This window comes from Arthrobacter rhizophilus (assembly GCF_026241105.1).
Lineage (GTDB): Bacteria > Actinomycetota > Actinomycetes > Actinomycetales > Micrococcaceae > Arthrobacter.
The window spans coordinates 12,242-33,896 of sequence record NZ_JAPFFT010000033.1; the positions used below are offsets into that span (position 1 = coordinate 12,242).

Annotated in this window: 20 protein-coding genes and 2 pseudogenes; 14 read left to right on the forward strand and 8 right to left on the reverse strand. The window is 62.9% G+C overall.

Annotated features, from left to right (window positions below):
• The first annotated feature begins 8 nt into the window (after positions 1-8).
• The 7 genes from OOZ51_RS19415 to OOZ51_RS19445 all read left to right on the forward strand — a co-directional run bounded on the left by OOZ51_RS19415 (position 9) and on the right by OOZ51_RS19445 (position 7,770).
• The gene (locus OOZ51_RS19415) at positions 9-995 is read left to right on the forward strand and encodes an ABC transporter substrate-binding protein (RefSeq protein ID WP_265981406.1); all 987 of its coding nucleotides are present in this window, start codon (positions 9-11) and stop codon (positions 993-995) included.
• Positions 992-2,152, forward strand: coding sequence for an LLM class flavin-dependent oxidoreductase (locus tag OOZ51_RS19420; RefSeq protein WP_265981407.1), 1,161 nt, complete (start codon positions 992-994; stop codon positions 2,150-2,152). Before OOZ51_RS19415 ends, OOZ51_RS19420 begins: the two co-directional genes overlap by 4 nt.
• Entirely contained in the window at positions 2,136-2,996 is an 861-nt protein-coding gene (locus tag OOZ51_RS19425) for a DUF1684 domain-containing protein (RefSeq protein ID WP_265981408.1), read from the forward strand. The genes OOZ51_RS19420 and OOZ51_RS19425 overlap by 17 nt, the downstream gene beginning before the upstream one ends.
• Positions 2,993-4,204 (forward strand): LLM class flavin-dependent oxidoreductase, encoded by a 1,212-nt coding sequence (locus OOZ51_RS19430; RefSeq protein WP_265981409.1) that lies wholly within the window; start codon positions 2,993-2,995, stop codon positions 4,202-4,204. The genes OOZ51_RS19425 and OOZ51_RS19430 overlap by 4 nt, the downstream gene beginning before the upstream one ends.
• Before the next feature lie 9 nt (positions 4,205-4,213).
• Positions 4,214-5,623 carry an NtaA/DmoA family FMN-dependent monooxygenase gene (locus OOZ51_RS19435; RefSeq protein WP_265981410.1) on the forward strand — a complete coding sequence of 470 codons (1,410 nt, stop codon included), beginning with the start codon at positions 4,214-4,216 and terminating at the stop codon, positions 5,621-5,623.
• An 11-nt stretch (positions 5,624-5,634) separates the two neighbouring features.
• Complete coding sequence (locus OOZ51_RS19440; protein WP_265981411.1) at positions 5,635-5,757, forward strand: hypothetical protein; 123 nt, start codon at positions 5,635-5,637, stop codon at positions 5,755-5,757.
• Positions 5,758-6,336: 579 nt separating this feature from the next.
• Positions 6,337-7,770, forward strand: a complete 1,434-nt coding sequence (locus tag OOZ51_RS19445) for an ApeA N-terminal domain 1-containing protein (RefSeq protein ID WP_265981412.1) — start codon at positions 6,337-6,339, stop codon at positions 7,768-7,770.
• 2 nt (positions 7,771-7,772) lie between these two features.
• On the opposite strand, the gene OOZ51_RS19450 is transcribed toward OOZ51_RS19445, so the two are convergent.
• Together OOZ51_RS19450 and OOZ51_RS19455 are read right to left on the reverse strand one after the other, a co-directional pair.
• On the reverse strand, positions 7,773-8,822 hold the full coding sequence (locus OOZ51_RS19450) for a hypothetical protein (RefSeq protein ID WP_265981413.1): 1,050 nt from the start codon (positions 8,820-8,822) through the stop codon (positions 7,773-7,775).
• Positions 8,823-9,361: 539 nt separating this feature from the next.
• On the reverse strand, positions 9,362-10,165 hold the full coding sequence (locus OOZ51_RS19455; protein ID WP_265981415.1) for an AbiTii domain-containing protein: 804 nt from the start codon (positions 10,163-10,165) through the stop codon (positions 9,362-9,364).
• Positions 10,166-10,336: 171 nt separating this feature from the next.
• Here OOZ51_RS19455 and OOZ51_RS19460 point away from each other — a divergent pair, with 171 nt between their 5' ends.
• The 3 genes and pseudogenes from OOZ51_RS19460 to OOZ51_RS19470 all read left to right on the forward strand — a co-directional run.
• On the forward strand, positions 10,337-10,693 hold the full coding sequence (locus OOZ51_RS19460; RefSeq protein ID WP_265981416.1) for a hypothetical protein: 357 nt from the start codon (positions 10,337-10,339) through the stop codon (positions 10,691-10,693).
• Between the two features lie 147 nt (positions 10,694-10,840).
• Positions 10,841-11,392 carry an NUDIX hydrolase gene (locus OOZ51_RS19465; RefSeq protein ID WP_265981417.1) on the forward strand — a complete coding sequence of 184 codons (552 nt, stop codon included), beginning with the start codon at positions 10,841-10,843 and terminating at the stop codon, positions 11,390-11,392.
• Between the two features lie 19 nt (positions 11,393-11,411).
• Positions 11,412-11,660: pseudogene (locus tag OOZ51_RS19470) on the forward strand (NUDIX domain-containing protein); the annotation flags it as partial.
• Positions 11,661-11,831: 171 nt separating this feature from the next.
• On the opposite strand, the gene OOZ51_RS19475 reads toward OOZ51_RS19470, so the two are convergent.
• The 3 genes and pseudogenes from OOZ51_RS19475 to OOZ51_RS19485 form a co-directional block, all read right to left on the reverse strand.
• Positions 11,832-12,266, reverse strand: coding sequence for a GNAT family N-acetyltransferase (locus OOZ51_RS19475; RefSeq protein WP_265981418.1), 435 nt, complete (start codon positions 12,264-12,266; stop codon positions 11,832-11,834).
• Between the two features lie 44 nt (positions 12,267-12,310).
• Entirely contained in the window at positions 12,311-13,285 is a 975-nt protein-coding gene (locus tag OOZ51_RS19480) for a D-2-hydroxyacid dehydrogenase family protein (RefSeq protein WP_265981419.1), read from the reverse strand.
• Positions 13,286-13,347: 62 nt separating this feature from the next.
• Positions 13,348-14,329: pseudogene (locus OOZ51_RS19485) on the reverse strand (ABC transporter substrate-binding protein).
• A gap of 192 nt (positions 14,330-14,521) precedes the next feature.
• On the opposite strand from OOZ51_RS19485, the gene OOZ51_RS19490 reads away from it, so the two are divergent.
• The 3 genes from OOZ51_RS19490 to OOZ51_RS19500 all read left to right on the forward strand — a co-directional run bounded on the left by OOZ51_RS19490 (position 14,522) and on the right by OOZ51_RS19500 (position 18,911).
• Complete coding sequence (locus tag OOZ51_RS19490; protein WP_265981420.1) at positions 14,522-14,950, forward strand: YybH family protein; 429 nt, start codon at positions 14,522-14,524, stop codon at positions 14,948-14,950.
• A gap of 111 nt (positions 14,951-15,061) precedes the next feature.
• A complete protein-coding gene (locus OOZ51_RS19495) occupies positions 15,062-16,051 on the forward strand; it encodes an LLM class flavin-dependent oxidoreductase (RefSeq protein ID WP_265981421.1) in 990 nt (329 codons plus the stop codon).
• Positions 16,052-16,271: 220 nt separating this feature from the next.
• A complete protein-coding gene (locus tag OOZ51_RS19500; protein WP_265981422.1) occupies positions 16,272-18,911 on the forward strand; it encodes a trehalase-like domain-containing protein in 2,640 nt (879 codons plus the stop codon).
• A 94-nt stretch (positions 18,912-19,005) separates the two neighbouring features.
• On the opposite strand, the gene OOZ51_RS19505 is transcribed toward OOZ51_RS19500, so the two are convergent.
• The 3 genes from OOZ51_RS19505 to OOZ51_RS19515 all read right to left on the reverse strand — a co-directional run bounded on the left by OOZ51_RS19505 (position 19,006) and on the right by OOZ51_RS19515 (position 20,890).
• Positions 19,006-19,932, reverse strand: a complete 927-nt coding sequence (locus OOZ51_RS19505; protein WP_265981424.1) for an AEC family transporter — start codon at positions 19,930-19,932, stop codon at positions 19,006-19,008.
• 144 nt (positions 19,933-20,076) lie between these two features.
• A complete protein-coding gene (gene panD, locus OOZ51_RS19510) occupies positions 20,077-20,505 on the reverse strand; it encodes an aspartate 1-decarboxylase (RefSeq protein ID WP_265981425.1) in 429 nt (142 codons plus the stop codon).
• Between the two features lie 55 nt (positions 20,506-20,560).
• Complete coding sequence (locus tag OOZ51_RS19515; protein ID WP_265981426.1) at positions 20,561-20,890, reverse strand: putative antibiotic biosynthesis monooxygenase; 330 nt, start codon at positions 20,888-20,890, stop codon at positions 20,561-20,563.
• A 99-nt stretch (positions 20,891-20,989) separates the two neighbouring features.
• Between OOZ51_RS19515 and OOZ51_RS19520 the strand changes: the two genes are divergently transcribed.
• Positions 20,990-21,589, forward strand: a complete 600-nt coding sequence (locus tag OOZ51_RS19520) for a TetR/AcrR family transcriptional regulator (protein ID WP_265981427.1) — start codon at positions 20,990-20,992, stop codon at positions 21,587-21,589.
• Positions 21,590-21,655 lie beyond the last annotated feature (66 nt).

Here is a 21,655-nt window from a genome sequence, read left to right on the forward strand (position 1 = left end):
CCATCCAAATGCCACGCATCAAAACTAAACTTCTGGCGCTCGCGGTACTGCCCGCCGTCGTACTCCCGGCGCTCGCTGCTTGCTCCGACCCCGGCGCGTCGGCCGCCGGTGCCAGCCCGTCCGCAAGCGCGGCCCGCAACGGCGTCGTCTACAACACCTCGCCGGAGCAGAACCGTATCCGGGCGCAAAAGGATCCCGCCGCGTCAGCCGCGGTACCGGCGGCGATCGGCAAGGACGGCAAGCTGACCGTTGCCACCACGGCCGGATCCATCCCGCTGTCCTTCTACGCGACGGACAACAAGACGCCCATCGGCGTGGAGGTGGACATCGCTCAGCTCGTGGCCGACAAGCTGGGGCTCGCCCTGGATGTGCAGGTCACCTCCTGGGAGAACTGGCCGCTCAAGACCCAGTCGGGGGATTTCGAAGCGGTGTTCTCGAACGTGGGCATTAACAAGGACCGGGTGAAACTGTTCGACTTCTCCACATACCGTGCGGCGTACATGGGCTTTGAAGCCAAGAAATCGTCCACGTACAACATCAAGGGCGCGGACGACATCTCCGGGCTGAAGGTCTCGGTGGGCTCGGGCACCAACCAGGAGAAGATCCTCCTGGCCTGGAATAAGGACCTCGAATCCCGTGGCAAGGCTCCGGCAACCCTGCAGTACTACTCCTCCGACGCCGACACCATCCTTGCGCTCTCCTCCGGCCGGACCGACCTGAACATTGCGCCCTACCCGTCCGTGTCCTACCGGGAAAACACCCGGAACGACCTCAAGGTGGTAGGCAAGGTCAACGCCGGTTGGCCGTCCGAGACCCTCGTAGCGGCCACCACCCTCAAGGGCAACGGCCTGGCTCCGGCCATCACGGATGCCCTTAATTCGGCCTTCAAGGACGGCTCCTACGGCAAGGTCCTGGAGCGCTGGGGCCTCGCGGAGGAAGCCCTGCCGGAGTCGAAGACCGTCACGGAGGCGACTTTCGGGGCTGGTGCGAAGTGAAGTTCCAGATACTCGACATCATCCCGCACCTGAAGAACCCGGTGACCGGGGAAATCGTCTCGACGGCGGAGCGACTCAACCAGGTGGTGGAAGCTGCCCGCAGGGCCGAGGAACTTGGTTTTGACAGTTTCGCAGTGGGGGAGCGGCATGCCGGTGAGTTCATCTCATCGTCCCCGACGACGGTCCTCGCCGCGATCGCGGCCGTCACCAGCCGCATAAAGCTCCAGACCGGCGTCACCGTGTTGTCAGTCCTGGATCCCGTGCGGGTGGCGGAAGACTACGCGACGATCGACCAACTGAGCCGGGGGCGCCTGGAACTGGTGATCGGCAAGGGCAACGAAGTACTGCAGTACCCGTTGTTCGGGCTCTCCCTGGATGATCAGTGGGAGCTTCTTGCCGAGAAGTACGGGCTCTTGCGGCGTCTGTGGCGAGAGGAGAACGTCACGTGGTCCGGCCGTTTCCGGCCAGGGTTGACCGAAGCAACGACGACGACGCCGCGTCCTTTCGCGGGTTCGCCGCGGATTTGGCACGGCTCGGCTACAACCCTGACTTCGGCCGCGCTCGCCGCCCAATGGGGCGATCCCCTGTTCACCGCCAACGCCATCCAGCCTCGTGAGAACTACAAGATCCTGATCGACCACTACCGCGAGGAATACGAACGCCACGGTCACGATCCCCGCCACCAGTACCTCGGTTCCGGTTCAGGCGCCGGCGGGGTGTTCATCGCGGACACCACGCAAGAGGCGAAACGCCAGTTCGGGCCGGTCTACGAGGCCCTGACGGTTGGACGCAACGTCCCGGGCAACAATTCGCCGTTCCGGGACATCGACCATGCCGTGGCCGAAGGCCCTGCACTGGTGGGCAGCCCTGAGCAGGTCATCGACAAGATCCTGAGCTACCACTCGCTCTACGGGCACCATCTTCAATCCATTTCCTTGCCCACCACGCTGCCCTTCGAACAACAACTGGAAATCCTGGAGCGGTTCGCGCTCGAAGTCATACCGGCCGTCCGCGCCGCCGCGCCCACCACGCTGTGGGAGTCCGCGGATCCCTACGGGGGACGCCCGGAATTCGCCGGCGCCACGTCATGGGACGCAGCCGGAACCGTCACCACAGACCACGCCAACCACAGGAGGAAATATGTCGACGCCCACTGAAACGGCTACGTCCACCGCTGCGGAATTCACTGCCGCGTGGAATGAATGGCACGCCTCGCATGAGCGCCACCGCGCCGATCCGCACGGATTCCTGGCCGTCACCCACCTGCACTGGCTTGGGCATTCGCATCGGCCTGGCGGCGCAGCTGCTCCACTGGACGGGGTGCCGGGCACCTGGAGTGTGGGGAACGACGTCGTCACCGTGGTTTTGGGGGTCGGCGAAAGCCTGCTTAGGGACGGCCACGAACTGAATGCCAACGCCGGGGCCACCGTCACTTTCGGCCCGCTCGCCGAACGCGACGGCATCAACCTCAAGGCGGGGGACGCCGTCGTCGAACTCGCCAAGCGCGGCGGCGAGTACATCGTCCGGCCGCGGCACCCCGGGAACCCGCTGCTCAATGAATACCGCGGTACCCCGGCATACGCGCCGGATGCTTCGTTCGCCGTGACCGGTACGTTCGTGCCGTTCGAGGTTCCCCGACCCACCACCGTGGGCGCCGCCGTCGAAGGCATCCAGCACGTCTACGAGGCACCCGGTGAGCTCCATTTCACGCTCGCGGGCCAGGACCTGGTCCTGACGGCCTTCAACGGACATGCGCCGGGCACGCTCTCGGTGTTGTTCACGGATGCGACCTCCGGCAAGACCACCTACGCGGCCAATCGCTCCCTCACCGTGACCCCGGATGCGGACGGATCTGTGCTGCTCGATTTCAACCGTGCGGTCAACCTGCCGTGTGCGTACACGGACCTGGCCACCTGCCCGCTCCCACCCGCGGAAAACCGGCTGACCGTGGCCATCGAAGCCGGCGAACAGATTCCTTATGAAAGGCAGGAGCAACAATGAGCGGAAACTCTCGCGGGGGGCAGCGGGGATTCTTGGCCCTGGAACTCGACGGCGACGGCGCCCACCCCGCAGCCTGGCGTAAGGCCCGTCACGCCCCGGATGAGCTGCTGACCGGTTCGCGGATCCGGAGCACGGTGCTGGCGGCGGAGTCGGCGGGATTTCATGTGGCGACGTTCGCCGATGGGCCGGTGAATTCCAGGCCTGATGGGATGGGGTGCGATGTCGCGGGCCGCCTGAACGCCCTGCACCGGGCCGCGTTCGCGGGGCCGGTCACGAGTTCCATTGTGCTGGTTCCGGAGGCGGACACCGTCTACACGGAGCCCTTCCACATCTCGACGCAGCTGGCGAGCCTGGACTATGTCTCGGGGGGACGGGCGGGTTGGCTCGTCGCGGCGAGCAGGTCCGCGGAGGAGGCTGCCGCCGTCGGGCGCTCTTTTGTTGAAGGCGCCGGGCTACCGCAGGAGGCCGCGGCTTCGGTGGAAGTGAGCCGGCGGCTCTGGGATTCCTGGGAGGACGACGCCGTGATCCGCGACGTCCCCACCGGGCGGTACCTTGATGTCGACAAACTGCACTACGTCGATTTTGAGACGCCGCCGGATTTCGCCGGGGCCGGGTATTCGGTGAAAGGCCCCTCGATCATTCCGCGTCCGCTGCAGGGGCAGTTGCCCGTGATTGCGCAGAGTGGCTTGCTTCCTTCGGCCGCCGACGTGGTGCTGGTGTCCGCTCCGACGCCCGAACTCCTTGCCGCGGAGGTTGCGGAGGTGCGTGCCCGCTGGGCCGGTGACGGGGGCAGGGCTGTTATTGGGGGCGGCCCGGCGGTAGTGGCAGAGCTCGACGTCGTCCTCGACTCGCGCGGGCAAAGTGCCTCGGCGCGGCTCGCCGAACTGGACGCGTTTACCTCGTGGTCCAGTTCCCGTGCGCGCTTCGTTGGAACAGCCGCGGAGTTGGTCGACTTCCTTGCTGACTTGCTTACAGTGGCCGACGGTATCCGGCTGCATCCGGCCGTGCTGGACGTAGAACTCGAAGAGCTGGCGCAGTTGGTGCTGCCCAAGCTTCGGCGCCGCGGGGTGCTTAAGCCTGTCGTCCAGGGCGCCACGTTCCGTGAGTTGTTGGGTTTGGAGCGTCCCGTGAGTCGTTACCGGCATGTGGGCGCGTCGGCGGGCCGGGGCGCAGAGGCGACCGCCGCCGTCGTTGGCTCGGAAAACTGAGGAGAGAACATGACACAGCACAGCCGTGCTAAATTCCAGTCGAGCGGAAAGATCCAGTTTGGGATCTTCTTCCAGGGCGTCAACTCCGGCACCATCTGGAAGGCGCCCGAATCCGGTTCGCAGACCGACTTTGAGTCGTTCCGGAGGATCGCCCAGACCGCCGAACGTGGGCTGTTCGCGGCTTTCTTCCTGGGTGAGGGCCTGCGCTTGCGGGAACACCTTGGACGGCCGCACGCCCTGGATGTCGCGGGCAGGCCGGACGCGCAGACCATGCTGGCGGCGCTTGCGTCGGTGACGTCCCACATCGGGCTCGTGGCCACGCAGAACACCACGTACAACGCTCCCGCCGACCTCGCGCACAGGCTCGCCTCGCTCGACTTGCTCTCCGGCGGACGCGCGGCCTGGAACGTCGTGACCACGGACAACGCCTGGACGGGTGCCAACTTCCGGCGGGGCGGCTACCTGGACCATGCCGATCGCTACGTCCATGCCGAAGCTTTCGTGGAGACGGCCAAGCAGATCTGGGGTTCGTGGGAGGACGGAGCGGTTTCCTCGTCAGTTTCCGCGGAGTCCTGGGCGGCTCCGTCGCATGCGCGGAGCGTGCACCACTCCGGGCAGCACTATTCCGTGGACGTGACGCCGCGACTGCCGCGCAGCGCCCCGTACAGGCCAGTGCTGTTCCAAGCAGGCGATTCCCCGGAAGGGCGCGACTTCGCTGCCCGACAGGCCGATGTCATCTTCTCGGCGCACCCGAAGTTCGACGACGCAGTGCAGTTCCGTGCCGATATTGTCTCGCGTTCCCTGGCGGCCGGGCGGGGCGCCAACGACGTCCAGATCATGCCGGCCAGCGAGTTCATCCTTGGCGCCACTGATGAGGGAGCCCGCGAAAAGAAGGAATGGGTCCGTAGCCTGCAGATCGGGCCACAGCAAGCGGTCGCATACCTGGAGCAGTTCTGGGGCCGTGAGCTGTCAGCCTACGATCCCGATGGCCCGCTTCCGGAGATCGATCCGGTGGTGGAGGAGACCTCCGAGACGCGGGGGAGCGGCTTCCACGGCGCCAAGGCCCGGCAACTCGCCGAGGAGTGGCGTGCCGAGGCCAAGGAGAAAGGGCTGTCCATCCGGCAGTTCGTGAGCTCCCGGACTTCCAGGGTGGACGCGACGTTCACGGGATCCTACACAGCTGTGGCCGACACCTTGGCAGAGTATGCCCGCGTCGGTGCCGTGGACGGCTTCAACATCTCGCCGTGGCTCATTCCCACGGGCCTGGACGATATCGTGAACCACTTGGTGCCCCGGCTGCAGGAACGCGGCGTGTACCCGACGGAGTACATCGGCTCGACCCTCCGCGAAAACCTGGGGCTCGCGACGCCGGTGCGTTCGGAATCGTTGGAACCGGTGCCTGCGGGGAACGCGCGGTGAGGGAGCGCGCGGTGAACATCCGCGCGCGGCTCGCGGCCGCCGTCGTCGGCTTGCAGACCGACGACGGCGGTTCCGTCGACCCGGACGCGGGGCTGGTGCGGCTCCAACTGACCGTGTGGGAACAGCAGCTTTAGGCTAGTGGCATGACCTGTTCCATGCGGTCGCTGCCGAGTTGGACCTGGAGGGGCACCCGATCTGGTTTCGAGGCATAGTCACGGGAATCGCTGGCCGCGGACCAACCCAACGTCATTCCGCGAAAGCTAGAGCATTGCCGCCGCTGTATTCGCGGGATCGGTGAGGCGTCTCGTATTCCTAGGGTTTAGTGACGACTTGGAGTGTAGCGTTTAGGGCACCTTCACCGGGCAGTTTTGCGGGCGGGTCATACGGGAATCAGAGAGTGCCTGCATAAGAGCTTCTCGAAGGGAAGGCGTAAAGGTGTCGGGCTGGCCGGTGGGGGACCGGCTTACGGGCACGATGTCTCGGCCCGCCCGCACTTACTCCATAGGGTGTCACCTTCGCGAAATCCGCGAGCTGCTCGATCAGGTTCGAATGACCATGTGGTTAGTTGATGTACCTGGCTGAGCGCCGGATCGCCCATTATTGAACGACGAATTACCTTCACGGCCCGAGCCTTGCTCGCTTGCGCCTTTTGGCTTGGTACGTTCGACTGAATAGTGGGCTCCGAAGTTCTTGATGAAGCGGAGGGAAAACGGATGGCAGACGACCCATTTCTGCATCAGGAGCACGAGTGGCAAGCGTTGTGGTGGCTGCCAGACGATCCAGATGCCAAGGTTCCGGGGACCTTGCGATACTCTCCCCCTGATGGTCTCCAGCTGTTTTTGCTTGGTGGTTTCGACACGAGCGCCGTTGCTGATGTCGGGGTCGCTGGTATTGCATTCATGGGGGAGGAAGTAATATGGCCTGTCATTCTTGGAGAAGACGCTGGCCAGCTTTTCACCCTGCTTGACTGCGCACTCACATCAACGCTCCGGTCATTTGGTGCGACCAGACCACGAAAGCAAAATGTCTCGGCACAAACGGCACTAGTTGGGTGCCACCTACGTGAGAAAAGCGCGCCGGTCTTTGCTCACGTTGAAGCGTCTATCGAGAATCTAAGCGTGTGGTCGGGAAATTCCACTCTCCACAAACGTGACTACGCCGAGGCCGAGGGACCAGCGGAGACGCTAACCGCGCAACTCTCAGGGTCCACGGCGCGACTAACTCACGGCCATACCTATGACACCTTTGGGCGTACGACGGGAAGCGTGTACAGAAAGATCGCTGATACCGCGGTAATCGGATTTGAACCACACGAACCGCAACCGATGGACACCCTGCTCCGGATGATCTCAGATATGCAAGACCTTCTGTCATTCTCATCGAACACAGCGTGCGGGGTTCTGTGGAAGCGCCTTTACCTGCCTCCGCAGACAACCCAGGATCTCGACAACCATGTCGCTTCACGACTATGGCCGGTTGATGTCTACCGTCAAAGTATCGTGAAGGGAGACCCAGAGGCGAAGGCGCCTCGTGATGACCAAATGCTCTTTACCCTTGCAGACGTTCAATTCGAAAGCGTCCTGCCTCGCTGGTTCGAAGTCAGCGACAGATTCCGGCCCGCCATCAACTTGCTTCTAGGACTTCGCTACATCTCCGGCGGCTACCTCGAAACACAACTGCTGACCGTAGTGGGCGCGGCAGAAGCATTCCACCTAGCTCTTGAGCTGGACCCACCGATCCCGGAAGAAGAGTTCAAAGAACTGAAGTCGGTTCTATTGAAAGCTGTCCCAGTAGAACGCAAGCAGTGGCTCTCTGGACTACTAGCCCGCAATGACCCCCCTCTCAAGAAGCGCCTGCTTGATCTTGCGAACCGCCCCGGCGCTCAGACCATGAGAAATCTGGTGCCCGACCCCGAAAAGTGGGCCAAGGTAACAAGGGATGCCAGAAACAACCTCACTCACACAGGGAACACCACCAAACACTCGCTGGAAGTCCTCTTCGCAGCTATGACAACAACAGCCGCCGTTGTCACGGTCAATCTGCTACATGCCCTTGGCTTCTCAGAAGCCGAACTTGAACTCGTGATGGAGAAGAATACGGACCAATTACAGCTAGCGGCCCAGTATTCCAACGAGTACCTACGCTAAAACTACGTCGCGCCGCCCCGCTTCTTCGGCCGGCGACTTTTTCGTTTCTTCACCTTGACCGTCGCCGATGCTTGCGACGCTGGTTCAATGTCTGCCGGTTTTGGCCAGCCTGTAGATTTTGGCCAGCCTGTAATGGACGCAGTTGACGCGGGCTCGCCGTTGGGAAGTTGATTGATCACACCCTTCAGCCGGTATTCATACCGGCGGCGCTGCTGCTCGAATGTGGATCCGCCCCAGGTCTCGGGCAAGGGAACGCTCGTTAGAGTCAGCATGCCCAGGTCTACGAGTTCCTTTGTGCCTTTGGTGCGAGTGGACGGAGAAATCCGGTAACGGTCAATGAACTCAGTACCGGAAAACCAGACTGCGTTCTTGTTCGCCTGCTCTGAGAGCAGGATCAGCAACATCACCAGACCCGGGCCTTTGAGTGTCTGGAGGAAACCCTCGGTCCACAGCTCTGCTGGTAACTGAAAGTAGAGGTTGGGATCTGTCACCGGCTCCTGGTTCGGCTTTTTGAGCTGCGACCGGACATAGGACGTGGATGGGAGGCTGTATTCCTCCCCGTCTCCTGTCTCGTTCATCAGTTGAATCAGAGGAGACGTCCCAGGGCGTGGCACTAAGCGTATGAGGTTGGCGGCTGCCAAGGCCTTCAGGGCATCCCTCACTCGCCGGGCTCCGTTGCCTCTGGGGTCTGGCAGGTCGAGTAGTTCAGCCAGCGCTGGTGCGGTCATAACGGTCTCGAAGGGGGGCTTTGATGTTTTCCACAGAAGACTGAGAAGGACTTTGATACTTACATAGCCCGACCGTCCTCCCCCGTCCGGGCCTGAGTAAAGCACCGAAAGCATCGGGATCTCGCCGGCCAGCGATCGGACAAACCACTTTCGGACCGGGGCGCTTACACGCCGCCCGGCCCAGTCTTCGATCTCGTCCGCCCTGTCCAGGGAAGCTTTCGAAACGCCAGAGGGGGTTGGGTAAAGGAGTCCCGCACCCATGAGCAGCAGCGGCGGCGCGACGGCCGCAGGTACGTTTTCCTCAACAGTGTTCACAGCGATCACAGGTCCTCACTACTATCCTTTCCTAAGGCTACTCTCAACACTTCACAAAGGGTATGCATAGTGGTTTCCAAAGGCACGTGTGTATCATTCACAAAGGTCACTGTCGGCATTGTACGCCTACTATTTGACAGTGTCAAGCAAGTGTGAGATAATAGATGTAACGAATGCTTCTGGAAACGGAGGCGTCGCAGGCCTCTCGGGGTAACGTGCGCGGCGTCGATGTGGAAACGAGCGTTTTAGCGTGGCCAAGACCGAATGACTACAGCGCTTCGGTATGCGTCCGCTATCGGCTCCGCCGTTTGGGCGGGGAGGGGTAGTGAAGGCGACATGGCCTGCGGAGGGAGAAGGCGGGGACGTCTTCTCCCTCTTTCGTTTAAGCATCATTCCCGGCGCCCGGCTGCCTTTGTCCCATTTCTGGATCCGCGGCTGCACAACCATTGTTGACACGTCGTGCCCGTAAGCCGGTCCCTACCCCGGTCGCCTCCACTGGTTATAACAATGTGGACGGTGAGGGATCCCTATCGGTGCCCCTTGCGGTGCTACCCGCCGCTGTGGCCGAGTCCCCACCATGCAAAGACTGCTGCAGCGATGGTTGCTAGACCCACCGCTGCACTCCAGACTGCCTTCGAGACCGTCCAGAACGGCTTGTCGGAGGGCTTATCCCCAGTTCCGACGTCCGACGAGCTGATGCTTCCGTCTTGTGCGTGAGAAACTTGGACGCGGTTGCCTTTGCCATGGACGACTACGTTGAGGGCATTTGCAGCTTGCGCAGCCGTAGGCACTTCTGCAGCTGCCGGTGTTGCGGCACGCAGCTCTCCAAGCAGCTCAGCGAGGCGCGTCTTGACCTGGTCGACGAGCCCTTCGAGCGCTGCTGTACCGACGGACCAGTAGATGTTCGTCACGTGCTGGTACGGGTTTCCGGACGCCTTGTCGATCATCGCGGCGATGAGATGGCTTCCAGGCAGCGCGAAGTGAACCACATTCTTGGTGGAATCGCCGTTGGAGATTAACGCTTGAATCTCCCCGATCCCTTGGTGGAAGGACACCTCATTCGTGATTTCCTTCCGAACGAATTCGGGCAGTTGTTCGGGCGCGATTATTTGTCCGGTGATCTGGCCGCGACCCACGACTGCGTCCATCTGGATCATTGCCGGGATTTTGCGATAGTCGGGCAGATCCGCATCGCCAGGGTAACCTCGGAGCTCCCGTGAGGCCCAGTCCCGCAGCTCGCTGGATCCGGCGCGGCCTCCGAGCACGATGAGCTTGCGAAGGACGTCGGCGGTGGGGGCGCTGTCGAGGAGACTTCGTTCAATCTCACTGAGCAGGGAGCTATTGTTTGCCACTCCAAAATCATCTCAGGAGGGGACGCATGGCAGTGCATGGCCGTGCACTCTGGGGAAACGCGTCGGACGGGGATCGCATGAGGATCCCTCAGCGGACGACTTCAAGTCAGGTGAGCTGCTCCGCCCTCGGGGACCTATCAGTGTCGAGGCAAGAAGTGAAAGACTCCATGCATGGCGAATTCTCGGGGTGGTGCGATGTCCAGCGAACAGGGAATCCGGAAATACATCCTCGTTTTGCAGTGGCCGGCACCATCTGAGGACGACTTTGATGTGCTCATCTCGATGGAGGATCTGCTTCAGTCCGATTTCCTGGATACATACGGCGTCGTAGACGGGCACGATTTTGGCGCCGGTGAGATGAACATCTTTATCCAAACCGACCGACCGCTAGAGGCCTTTCAGCACGCGAAAACATCACTGGGTACTGACGCGCGGTGGGCCTACGTACGCGCGGCATATAGGCCGGTAGGTGAAGAACATTATGTGGTCGTTTGGCCGAAGGCGCTTGAAGTGTTCTCAATGTCGTGATGCCGACGGCCGATGTTGCTGATTGCAAAGGTGTCGCGTCCGGTAAAGGATCGGCTAACGGGCACCACGGGTGACATTTATCGCTACGAATCACACCACTCCTCGTGGCATTGAGTTCTTCGTTGCCCCGTGCGGCAAGATGGCAGGATGCCCCTTGCCAATCTGCTCGCCAGCCTCAGCGCACTTCCTGAATCGGGATCGCGAGACGCGTATCTGCGGTTCCTGAACTTGGCGGGGGATGCCGCGTTGCGTCGAAATGGTGGGCCGGAGCATGTCACGGGGTCCTGCTTCGTGTTTTCGCCTGAATTCGATTGTGTTCTCCTGTGTTTCCATCGCAAGGGGCAGTTCTGGGTGCAGTTCGGCGGTCACATCGAGTCGAAGGACGCGTCGGTGGCGGAAGCTGCACAAAGGGAGGCTCGCGAGGAGTCCGGAATTGATGACCTTGTCCTGCTTTCTCCAGCGATCGTGGATCTTGACCGACACGATCTGCATGGCGGATTCTCATGTACAGCCCACTGGGATGTGGGGTTTGCCGCGGCCGCAGACCCAGATGTGGAGATCGCCGTGAGTGATGAAAGCGAGGACGTCCGCTGGTTCTCGATCAATGAATTGCCAGTTCAAGTGCCGGAGGGCTTCTGCGCGCGCTTGGAACACGCCCGGCGCACCGCGATGTCACTGAGTAGGACGCGGATCGGTTAACAGTCATCGCTGGCGCGGCCTCGTACCTCCTGGCGGACGAGTGGAATCGGGCGAGACGCCGCGCGAGGGCGCAATTCGCGAACTTGCGGAAGAGACCGGCGTCGAACTCCCTATTGCCGACCGCCCGGCTTTCGCGGCTGCCCGCTCATACCGGTCAGACTGGTCAGCGACACTGAACTTGTCCTACTGGACGATCGCAGACCCCGCGATGGAGCTCGTGCCGGAGGCTGGACAGCCCGCGCGCTGGGTCGACGTTCGCTCGGACTAGCGAACGTTCCACAAGCCGGATGAGGCTGTAATTGCCCAGTTTGCAGAACAACAAAGCAACTATTGACCGCTACGGCTGCTGCTCGCAGTTGAACGGGGGTGGCATTGCGTCGGCGACTCGGGAGGGCGGATGGCTCAGCGATCGTTTCAGTATCGACGTCTTCGCTACAAATCAGGCTGCGACCATGAAAATGTCTACCGGATCCTGCGTTTCCAGGACAAAGCCGTGGCGTTCGTAGAGGCGTCGGGCCGGGCTGCCTTGGAGCACGTTAAGCCGGAACGGCCGGTGGTCCTTGGACTCGCCCATGACCCACTGGAGCACGCCGGCCCCAAGCCCTTGCCCCTGGAATCCAGGAGCGATGTAGAAGTGTTCGATCCACAGTGCTTCGGGTTCCGGGCGGACAGCGATGACACCGGCTGCTTGCCCTTCCACGGCAATGACGAAGGTGTGTTCCGGCTGGAACGCATTCAAGAACCGCTCCCTGACGCGGACCGGATCCCAACGGCCAAGCCGCTCCAAATCCGGACGCATGACGACGGCGCGCAGTTCGGCGATCCAGTCGGCATCGGTGGGCAGGGCGGGACGGAGCGAGAATTCGGCAGGCACTGGACTATTCAACCCCAATCTCAACCCCAATCGGCGTCCCCGAATCAAGAAGTAAGCACCCGCATCGGATTCCCCCGCACCCACGCGCGGACGTCCTCGAAGGCCTCGCCATAGAAACGGGCATAGCTTTGCGAGGTGACGTAACCCAGATGCGGCGTCAGCACGGTGCGCGGGGCCGTGAGCAGGGGGTGTCCGGCCGGCAGGGGTTCGACGTCGTACACGTCCAAGGCCGCTCCGCCGAGCCACCCCTCGTTGAGGCCTCGAAGGAGGGCATCCTCGTCCACGATTGGCCCGCGGGCTGTGTTCACCAGAACGCTGTCGGGGCCAAGGAGGCGCAGTTCGTCCTCCCCGACGATGCCCCGGGACCGTTCCGATAACCGCACGTGCAGGGAGACGACGTCGGCCTCCCGGAACAGTGCCTCTTTGCTCACCTTCCTGGCGCCAGCCGCGGCGGCAGTCTCTTCGGTGAGGTTCGGACTCCAAGCAATGACGTCCATCCCGAACGCCTTCGCGTAACCGGCCACCTTTCTCCCGATCCGGCCCAGTCCCAGTATCCCCAAGGTCTTCCCGGACAGCTCGAAACCGACGGTGGATTGCCATTTGCCGCCGCGCAGCCGGCGGTCTTCGAATGGCACGCTGCGTGCGAAAGCCAGAAGCAGGGCCCACGTTAGTTCGGCCGCCGCATCGGGCGACCCACCGGTTCCACAGACAGTGATGCCCTGCTCCTCGGCTGCGCGCAGGTCGATGGCTGCGTTGGCCATCCCGGTGGTGACCAGGAGCTTGAGATTAGGCAGTTGCTGGAGGCGTTCGGCGTCGAAGACCGTGCGTTCCCGCATGGCAATAATGATGTCGAAGTCACAGAGGGGTGCCTCGATGTTTTGCCCGCGCGGCATCTGGCCGCTGGCAAACGGTTCGGTGAAGACTGTGACCTCGACTCCATCGGCTACGAGATCGTTCCACGGGGCGTAGTCGTGGGCGACTCGTTGGTAGTCGTCAAGGATGGCAAGGCGCTGGGCCATGGGAGGTCCTTTTGCTCGACGGTGCAGGCTATTACGAAACCTACACCGCCGAGCATGGATACTTAGCTCTTCGGAAGGCCCGGCGGGTTCAGTTCCGACTTCGCAATACCCTCTGAAGACAACCCCCAACGGTCCAAGATCTTCCCGTACGTGCCGTTTTGGATCAGTTTGTTGAGGGCTGCCTGGGCTGCAACGGCAAGACCGTTGCCCTTCTTGGTGGTGAACGCAATGTCCGCCTTCAGAGGCCAGCCGCCGTTGACTGTTCCCACCTGCTTGGTCTTGCCGTCCTTTGCGGCCTTGTAGGCAGCTCCAGCGTTCGGGCCGAACGTCAGGTCCGCGCGGCCGGATTGCACGGCGAGCGTGGAAGCGGAGTCGTCGTCGTAGTACTGGAACTCAACCGGCTTCAGCCCGTTCTTCTTGTTCTCGGCGTCCCAGCGCAACAGGATCGCCTCTTGGTTGGTGCCCGAGCCCACGATGATGCGCTTGCCCGCCACGTCCTTGGCTTCCTTGATCTCACCGATGGTGGAGTCGCTCTTGGCGTAGAAGCCCAGGAGGTCCGTGCGATAGGTGGCGAAGTCGAATTTCTCCTTTCGCGCCTCTGTGACCGTGACGTTGGAGAGGACGGCCTCGTACTTGCCCGATTCAACACCCAACGGCCAATCGGCCCAAGCTACGGGAAGGACTTCAACCTTCAGGCCCAGGGTTTCTCCGACCGCGTAGGCGAGATCGACTTCGTTGCCGATGAGGGTCTTGTTGTCCGTCGCGAAGAGGCTCAGCGGAGCGGTGCCGCCTGTGGTCACCACGGTGAGTTTGCCGTCAGCCTTGATGGCCTCCGGGACGAGCGCCGCAGCGGCGTCGTCCTTGGTTACAGCGAAGCGGTTCTGATCCGGTGATAGGTTGAAGGTCTTGCCGGCCACGCTGGCGGTGGGAGACGACGACGGCGCTGACGCCGCTGAGGCGCCCGGGTCCGAGCATGCGGCGAGGCCGAGTCGTGGTCACGGCGAGTGCCAATGCGGTGCCTGTTTTGAGGCGTGAAATAGCCATGGAGTCCCCTTCGAAAATGCCGGATGGTGTGCTTGTGGCAGCAACTATCCGGCAGGGTCCAAGGCGGGTCAAAGCGGTTTGAAACGCTTGGATACAGGGGTTAACCCACGTTCATTCGAGGTCCCGAGAGGTCACACTCGGGCACGGTGTAGGCTTCCCACACACAACCGCCGACACTTGAGGAGATTTTTCGTGAGCAACGAGCAAACCCCGGTTACACAGGCACTGGATTCCTACGCCGCCGCCGTCCATGCGAAGGACGTCGACGCATTCACCGCGCTCTACGACGACAACGTCCACATCTACGATTCCTGGGGGCAATGGCAATACACGGGAATCGATGCCTGGCGATCGATGGCGGGCGAATGGTTCTCCTCACTTGGCGACGAGCGCGTGCAGGTCGAATTCAACGATGTGCAGTCCGTCGCGGGGGAGGACGTAGCTTTCGGGCATGCGGCCGTCACCTTCGCTGGTATCGCGGCGGGCGGCGAACGGCTGCGGGCGATGACCAACCGCTTCACCATTTGCCTTGAGAAGAAGAATGGCACCTGGAAGATCGCGCACGAGCACTCTTCCCTACCCATCGACATGGAGACCGGCAAGGGTATCTTCACGAGCTGAGACGGAACCCACGCAAGCGAGAGAAATAACCCGGGCGCCGCCGTCGTTGTCGCAAGGGTGGCCGGGAAACCGGCCCCTTGAACGAAACCACCTTCGAAAGGCCGGCATAACGTGACTGTTCCCCTCTCCATCCTCGACCTGGCAATTATTGGCAAAGGCCAGACGGCGGCGGAGAGTTTCGCCGGGAGCGTCGCCATGGCGCAACTGGCCGAGCGGCTCGGCTACCGGCGGATTTGGTACGCCGAGCACCACAACATGGGCTCGATCGCTTCCTCGGCCACGAGCGTGCTGATTGCCCATATCGCGGCCAACACGAGCACCATCCGGCTAGGCTCCGGCGGGGTCATGCTGCCGAACCACTCGCCGCTCACCGTCGCCGAGCAGTTCGGCACGCTTGAGACGCTGCACCCGGGCCGCATCGACCTCGGCCTCGGACGGGCGCCCGGCAGTGACCAGAACACAATGCGTGCACTCCGCCGCGATCCCATGGCCGCGGACACATTCCCGCAGGACGTGTTGGAGTTGCAGGGCTACCTCACGGGACCTACGCGCATTCAAGGGGTCGAAGCGACGCCCGGCAAGGGCACCAATGTGCCGCTCTACATCCTCGGTTCCTCCCTGTTCGGGGCGCACCTCGCCGCGCAGCTCGGCCTGCCCTACGCCTTCGCCTCGCACTTCGCGCCCAACGCGCTGCAGGACGCCGTCGCCATTTACCGCCGCGAGTTCAAGCCGTCTGAGCAACTGCAGGAGCCGCACGTGATCGCGGGAGTGAACGTGGTGGCTGCGGATTCGGCAGCCGAGGCCCAACGGCTGTTCCTTGAGGTCAAGCGGGACCGCGTCTCCCGTTTCCTGGGCGGTGGCCGCGAGTTCACCGACGCCGAAGCGGACCTGATCCTCGACTCGGCGCAAGGCCAGCACATCGCCCAAATGGTGAAGTACTCGGCAGTCGGCACACCGGAGGTGGTGCGCGATTACCTCGATGAGTTTGCCCGCCACGCCGACGCCGACGAACTGATCGTGGCCCACCAGAGCACTGGCACGGAGCAGCGCCTGCGGTCCGTGGAGCTGGTAGCGGAAGCCGTGGGGCTGACCCGGGTGTAGCTGACGCCCGGCTCGCGTCACGCCAAGCAGACTTTTGAAGCGCCCGACGGCGGCCTACCGCGGAATTGCGCGGAACGCACCGCTGCGCCGGACCAAAAGAATGCCTGGCGTGACGCACCCCTGGTAAAGCAAACTCGTTACACCCCCGCAATACGCGGGTCATGGAGGCGAAACTCCGCGGGCGGAAACTGGACGAATCCACCCCGGAAGGATTGTCCCCATGGCTACTCCGCTCAACCAGTCCGTGGCCGATTCGGCGCTGCTGACAAAATCGCTTCCGCTTGGCCTCCTGCGGACTTTCGCCCAGTCCGAGGCCGCCCACGACGGCATCACCCCGGAACTCCTCGCCGAGCTGAGGATGCTCGCCCGAACTCCGGGACTCCTGGTGGCTTGCAACTACGGCGGAACCCTCTGCGCTGCGGAAGGCGTATCCACGGAAACGCTCCCGCTGGGGAGTGCCGCCGTCGCGCTCCGGGCACTGGCCGCACTGCCGAACACGCACACGGCCGTTATCTCCGGCAGATCGCTCCGGGACTTGGCCGCTGTTTCCAGGCTCCCCGCAGAGGTTCACCTGGTGGGTTCGCACGGCGCTGAGTTCGACATGACCTACGCGTACAGCATCTCCATGGCCACAGAAGCCCTCCTTCAGCAGGCAGCCGCCGCCCTCAATGAATCCATCGGCTTCGAGACGGGCATCAGCATCGAACGCAAGCCCGTGGCCGTCGCGATCCACACAAGGCCGGCGACGCCTGCCGTCGTCGCACGGGTGACGCGCGAGGCGCACCAGATCGCCCGGGAATTGGGCCTGTTCTTCATTGTGGACGGGTCAGTGCTGGACCTCTCCATCGTGGAGCCCGCCAAGGACGCCGCGCTGGAGCATCTGCGAACACAGTTGGGGGCCAGCGCGGCCCTGTTTGCGGGCGACGCGGACAGCGATGAACTCGCCATCGCCACCCTGCGGGGCCCGGATCTTGGGCTGCACGTGGGAGACGGAGAAACGTCGGCGCGCCACCGACTGCCGGACCCGGAATCCTTCGCCAAGGTACTCGCCATCCTGTTCGAACTCCGCCGGGCGTGGCTGTTCGGCGAGGACGCAGTGGGGCTGGAGCGGCATTCGATGATCGGCAACGGGACCTCGACGGCTTTGCTCACCCCGGAGGCCAAGATTTGTTGGATGAGCCATCCACTCCCGGATTCAGGCTCCTTGTTTGCCCACATCCTCGGTGGCGATCCCGCCGGCCACTTCAGCGTGGAACCGGTCAAGACCTCGAAGGTTCTGGGCCAGCGCTATGTGGACAACACCATGATCGTGGAGACGCGCTGGGCCGACGTCACAGTCACCGACTACCTTGAACCCGCACCGGACGGCATCACCAGCCTGGTCCGTGTCCTGTCCGGAACAGGCAGCGCCCGGATTGTTTTCGCACCACGCCCGGACTACGCTAACGCCCCGTTCAACATGGAAATCCGCGGCGAAGAGTTGCACGTTGTGGGCACCTCGGACCCCATCATCCTCTTCGCTCCCGGGATCTCCTTCACCGTCACGAGCGACGGCAAGCACGGCACCGCCACCGCGGAAGTCAGCCTCGCGTACGGTCCCGTAGTCATGAACCTCAGGTGCGGAGACACTGAGCCGACGACGCCGGACCCCACCGGAGAGCTCGCCCGGCGGGCCGCCGTCGCGCATCAATCGCGGCAGTGGGTCCGCGGGCTTGAGCTGCCCGACATGAAACCGTCGTTGGTGCGCCGCTCGGCGTTGGTCCTGAAGGCCTTGGTGCACGAACCCACAGGGGCAGTCCTCGCGGCGCCAACCACGTCGCTGCCGGAAGGGATCGGTGGTACCCGCAACTGGGACTACCGTTACTGCTGGCTCCGCGACGGTTCCATGACAGTCAACGCGCTGGTGGATCTCGGTTCCACCGAGGAAGCGGACGGTTTCCTCCGCTGGCTGGGCCGCATCCTCGACAACGCGCCCGGGCCAGAATGGCTGCACCCCCTGTACTCCGTGACCGGCTCCCCGCTGTCCACGGAGGCCATCATCGAAAGCCTGCCCGGTTACGCTGGCTCACGGCCCGTGCGGATCGGGAACGCGGCGGACCACCAGGTGCAGCTGGACGTTTTCGGACCGATCGCCGAGCTCATCCGCGGGCTCAGCAAACGTCGCGGCACCCTGCCGGACGAGCACTGGAAACTCATGGAGCAGATGGCCTCGGCCGTCCTGGCCCGCTGGCACGAACCCGACCACGGCATCTGGGAAGCCCGGCGTGCACCGAGGCACCATATCTACACCAAGGTGATGTGCTGGGTGACGCTGGACCGGGCCATGCAGACGGCGGTCCTGTTCCGTCGCCCTATTGGAGCCGCGTGGGAGGAAACGGCCAACATCATTCGCTCCGAGGTCCTCCACGAAGGCTGGGACGATTCGGCCAGTTCCTACACCGTGGCCTACGACAGCCCGGACCTCGACGCGGCTGTGCTGCACATCGGACTCTCGGGCCTCCTGGATGTCCGCGACCAGCGCTTCCTGGACACCGTCACCGCCGTCGAGCGGGAACTTCGGGTGGGCCCCACCGTGTTCCGGTACAGGTACGACGACGGCCTGCCGGGTTTGGAGGGCGGGTTCCACATCTGCACCACTTGGCTGATTGAGGCGTATCTTGCCGTGGGCCGCCTGGACGATGCGCTGGAGTTGTTCAACCAGCTCGTGGCGCTGTTCGGGCCTACGGGTTTGCTTCCCGAGGAATTCGACCCCGGCACGGAGACCCATCTGGGCAACCACCCGCAGGCGTACTCGCACTTGGGTTTCATCCGCTGCGCGCAGCTCCTGGACAGGTACCTCGACTCGGTGGACGAGGAGTAGGCCTCGCCCCACCAACCAACTCCCCGCCCAACTATCTCGCATTTTAATGTCGTTTTCAGCGCTCAAAACGACATCTAGTGCGAGTCAGTTGGGTCTAGGCAAGCAGCAGGGCCACCGCGATCATTGCCGGGACCGCCACCACCGTGGTGATCAGGACGGTGTCCTTGGCAACGGTGATTCCGGTGTTGTAGCGGCTCGCGGCGACGAAGACGTTCTGCGCCGTGGGCAGTGCCGAAGTGACCACCACCGCGAACAAGGCGTGTCCCTCCAAACCCAACGCGAAGCGGGCAAACAGGTAGGCCATCAAGGGGTGGACGAACAGCTTGAAGCCGCTGGCCAGCAGGGTGTCCAGGCGGCGGCCCGTGTCCTTTTGCAAGGGAGGAGAGCCGTTCAAGCTCATGCCGAACGCCATCAGCATCGCGGGAATGGCAGCGCCGCCGATCAGATGGATCGGCTCCATGATGAGTGAGGGCACTTGCCAGCCGGTCCCGGCCACCACCAAGCCGAGGGCCGATCCCACGATTATCGGGTTCCGCACGATCATCAAGACGAATCGTAGGGGAGTGGTGCGGTGGCTACTGGTGCTGGCATCGAGCGCCATCAGGTACATGGGCGTGAAGAACGCTAGCTGGAAGATCAGCAGCGGTGCAACGTAGCTGGCGTCGCCCAGAACGAACACTGCGATGGGGATGCCGAGGTTCGCGGAGTTGGCCAACGAAGCGCTCATGGATGACATGAGCGATTCTGGCAGGGAACGTTTGAGCCAGAACTTCACAATGACGAAGAACAGGGTGCCCGTGGCTACGGCCCCCACGGCTGTGACCAGGAGCGGAGCAGCGAAGATTTCGTGAAGATGGGCCTTGCCCAAGGTTTCAAAGAGGAGCGCAGGGCTCGCGACGAAGAAAGTCAGTCCGCTGAGGACTGAACGCGCATTGTTGCCCAGGATCCCGCGCTTGCCGACGAACATGCCCACCAGGATGATGGCCCACACCACGAAGAACCCGGAAAGGACGCCCAGCACTACGGCATCCGGAGGGGGATTTGCGCGGGGCGGCGTGGGTTCACAGTCCCAGCCTAAATCAGCTTTATTCGGCCGTGAGGCCCGACGGCGGAATGTTCCGCCATGTGGACGGCGTCACGGAGGGGTCCGGCGGGGCTAGGGAGTCTAGTTCAGGTCGGCGTTGTTGAGGGCGTGAGGCGGGCGCATAAGGCCCGGAGTGAGGCCCTCGGCGGGGTCGCTGCCGAGCTGGACGATCTTGTTGGACCTGTCCACATGGACAACCCTGGGCTGGTAGGCCTTGGCCTCTTCGGTGGTCATCTCCGCATAGGTGATGAGGATGACGACGTCGCCCACGTGCACCAGGTGCGCTGCGGCACCGTTGATGCCGATGACGCCGGATCCGCGCTCGCCGGCGATGGTGTACGTCTCCAGGCGCGCCCCGTTGGTGACGTCAACAATCGAGACGAGCTCGCCGGGCAGAATGTCCGCAGCATCCAGCAGATCCAGGTCGACCGTCACGGAACCTACATAGTGTAGGTCGGCATGGGTCACCGTGGCGCGGTGGATCTTGGACTTAAACATTGTGCGGTTCATAACGTGACAAGTTTAGCGCGTGGCGGCTTGATCGCCGGGTGATGCCTGACACAGGCTAGGCCTTGGCGGCGGCCTTCCTTGCCTGCCGCCTCTTCAGGGAACCGTAGCCAGCGAGCAGCTTGGGAACAGCCAAGTAGACGGCCGTAGGAACCACCACAAGAGTCAGGACGAGGGCGCGCAGCGCCGGGTGCCAGGATTCGGTGAGCGGACCAAGGATCGTCAGGCCGATCGCCACGAGGGGGAAGATGGCCAGCCAGGTGATGACTGCGCGCACGTGCACAGAAGGAACGTGCACGGAATGCACGTGAACGGAAGGCGCGGGCGCGGAAACGGGCGCAGGCGCGGCGCTGTCCGCGGGTGCGGTAACTGGGGAGTGGGTGCTCATGAAATTCTCCAACTAACTAGTTGTTTTCCGGGTGAGTTCAGACTAGACGCCACTCCCGAAAACTGCAACTACTTGGTTGGAATCTGTTAAGATGGGCGCATGGCATGGGATACCGAGCGGACCAAGCGACTCCTTCTTGAGGCGGCCACCGCCGAGTTTTGCCAATTCGGACTCGCTGGCGCCAGGGTAGACCGCATCGCAGCCGCAGCTGGAGTCAACAAGGAGCGCATCTATCAGTACTTCGGCAAGAAGGACCTTCTCTTCGACGCCGTGATCGCGTCCCAACTCAGCAAGGTGGTGGACGAGGTCCGCATCGAGGGCGCTGGTCCCGAAGCCTTGGCCGACTATGCCGGACGCTTGTTCGACCATCATCACCAAGATGCCACCCTTCCGAGGTTGCTGTTTTGGGAGGGTTTGGAGCGGGGCGACTATGTGGTGAACCGTCCGGACCGGGCCGCGAACTGCAGAAACAAGGTTGATGGTGTCATCCGGGCCATGCCGGGCACTTCCAGGGAAGATGCGGCCGATCTGATGCTCACCATCATTGCGTTGTGTGACGCCTGGCCTGTACTGCCCGAGCTGGATGGCCTCATGGCCGGGAGCAAGGGTCCAAGCAGGGCCGAGCGGCGCCGGAAGGCGATCGTCCAGACTACCCTCCTGGCCGCGCGGGCGTTGGTCCCCGAGCGCAGCCACCTCTGATATGTAGGTCTGGTTGTCAATAGCCATAGGTGAGCGGCTCCTGGGTTGTGGTTCCGGGGCCGCTCA